Here is a 2,371-nt window from a genome sequence, read left to right as displayed (position 1 = left end):
AAACATAGGCGTGGGTATATTTATTTTTTTGAATAACCGGCAATGGGGCATTGCTTTGTTTGCTGGGACTGGAGCCACAGCCCAAAAGAGCCAAGGCAAACAAAAAGAGAACACTGCTTTTGATGAGCGATTGAAACATGGGTAACTTCCTAGGAACGTTGAAATGGGCGATGTGGAGTCGAATGAGCGCACAAAGCCGAGGCGCTCAAAGCGCCGAACAAAATAATCTTTTTCATATCTTTGATTTGTAGACTTCGCGGCGCACAGATGATTTGCGCGTCGCGGGTGACAGCGGTCTTTTCCCTTTTATCCCATGCCCGCCACTGAAACATGGTTACTCAACGGTCCCGATTCTTTTTGATGTTGACCGAGTGCACCAATTCTATGCGGGGTTTGTCAAACGGAATGAAGGATGGACTGGGAGCATTCCTGCCAATGGCTGACGGGCCAAAACATAAAAATATGCGTGAAAATAGGGCTCTAGGCCCCGCGGATACTGCGCAGGCAGCTTCTTTTTTTATAGCAAAAAACTAAAAAAGCCTGCCACTCCAAAGAGCAACAGGCTTTCACAGCGTGACCAGGCAGTCAACCCAAGTCACAGTATCAAGGGTCAGTCCTTGCCATAGCTTGGCGAACGCGGACCATACAGCAAACCATTTTGTCCTGGCGACAATAAACGGGCAGTTGCCACGCCTGCGATCTTGTGGCTTTCATCCGTGGTGCTGGCAACCACCTGTTTGATGATGGCCGTAATGAGCAGTGCAGCCAGTCCACCTTGTTGTTGGTTGTTGCTTTCCGCACTGGATGCCTGCGCCACCCCGGTCCACAGCGTTTTACCCGTCTTCAAGTCGACCAACTTCGCTTGGGCTGCAACAACCGACTCACTGTTGATCACCTGGTACACCGTGCCGTACTTGGAGATGTCAATGTAAAGGGCCGCATCCGCGCCAAAGATTTGCCTTAACTTTTCTGGTGACGTCGCGTGCATATCGGAAGGCTGCGTCATGCCATTTTCCTTGAAGGCTTCCGCCACCAAAGTGACCGGCATGACGTAGTAACCCGCCTCCGCAAGAGGCCGCGTCGCGTAGGACAAAACGCTATAAGTCGCCTGAACTTCTGGCGTGCTGTTGACCGGTGGCAACACCAGGATGGACCTTGGACGACTTTCTTTGTACGCGGTGTAGTCAAACGGCTTTTTGGTCGCACAACCTGTCACTAACAGAATGACAGCGGTGGCGATCAGAATCTTGAAATAGCTTGTGAAGTACATATAAATCTCCTATTTCTTAAAGTTGCGCAACAGGAAATCCATGAACGTTTCAGATTCAGGGTACTGTTTTTTCTCCGCTTGCATTTGCAGCGCGAATTGGTCCAGCTTGCCCTGCTGTCCATAGAGCAAGCCCAGGTGGGCGTAGTAGCCCGGGGGGACCGCTCCACCGCTGGCCTGGATTTTTTGCAAATCTGATTCCATCAGCTGGGTTTGCGCATCGGGACTCAGCTTGTCTGCCCGGAAATAGGCATCGACATTGTTTTGATAACCCTGCCATTGGTACAAGGATGTGGGTTTGGTCGCACACCCTCCCAAAACGACAGACAGCAGCAATACGCCGGCAGCGCCGACTCGTAAATTTTTCATGGATTTTCCTAAAGAAGAGGCGTGGAATATCAAGGTGCAGGGCGCCAGGCGCCACTGTCGATACCGGCGACCAGGGTGTTCACGGCCTCGCGAACTGCCAAGTCGAGCACCTTGCCATTCAGCGTGGAGTCGTACCCCGCTGTGCCGCCAAATCCGATGACTTCGCGCTCGGACAGGCTGTATTCACCGGCGCCTTGCGAGGAGAAGACCACTTCTGAGGTCAGCGTGTTGACGATGTTGAGGTTGACCTTGGCATAGGCAATCTGCGTTTTTCCACGACCCAAAAGACCGAACAGTTGTTTGTCTCCGACGTCTTTTCTACCGAACTCGGTGACGTCACCGGTCACCACAAAGTCTGCGCCCTTCAGGGTTTGCGCCTTTTTCAGCATGGCCGCTTCTTCCTTAATTTCCGTCATATTGGTGCGATCCAACACACTGAAACGGCGGCTTTGCTGCAAATGGGTAAGCAAAATCGTCTGGGCTTGGCCGCCTAAACGGTCTACGTTGTCCGAAAACACACCCCGCATGAAAGACGAGCGGTTGTCAAATTTACCCACGGAGATGGGGGTGCGTGGGCCGCTGTAGGCTTGGCCCGCGGACTCCACTTTTTGAACCGCCAGGGTTCTCGACTCCTCTTGGTGGGCGCACCCAACAAGCGAAACGACCGCCACGACAATGCATGGCAGGCAACTGTATTTTTTCATTCTTAACCGACTCCCTGTACTGATACTTCAC

3 protein-coding genes are annotated in these 2,371 nt (G+C 52.3%); all 3 read right to left on the bottom strand.

Annotated elements, in window-relative coordinates; all coding sequences use genetic code 11:
* Positions 1-610: 610 nt before the first annotated feature.
* From Q7K71_07560 to Q7K71_07550, 3 genes are read right to left on the bottom strand one after another with little or no spacing between them, the layout of a single operon-like run.
* Positions 611-1,270: a DUF799 domain-containing protein gene (locus Q7K71_07560; protein MDO8675946.1), complete on the bottom strand. Its 660-nt coding sequence runs from the start codon at positions 1,268-1,270 to the stop codon at positions 611-613.
* Between the two features lie 9 nt (positions 1,271-1,279).
* A complete protein-coding gene (locus Q7K71_07555) occupies positions 1,280-1,636 on the bottom strand; it encodes a DUF4810 domain-containing protein (protein ID MDO8675945.1) in 357 nt (118 codons plus the stop codon).
* Between the two features lie 29 nt (positions 1,637-1,665).
* Positions 1,666-2,340, bottom strand: coding sequence for a CsgG/HfaB family protein (locus Q7K71_07550; GenBank protein ID MDO8675944.1), 675 nt, complete (start codon positions 2,338-2,340; stop codon positions 1,666-1,668).
* Positions 2,341-2,371 lie beyond the last annotated feature (31 nt).

It is taken from the genome of Candidatus Omnitrophota bacterium (assembly GCA_030650275.1).
In the GTDB taxonomy this organism is placed as follows: Bacteria; Omnitrophota; Gorgyraeia; order Zapsychrales; family Fredricksoniimonadaceae; genus JACPXN01.
Note: the sequence above shows the minus strand (reverse complement) of the source record. Positions and strands in the feature narration are given on the sequence as shown.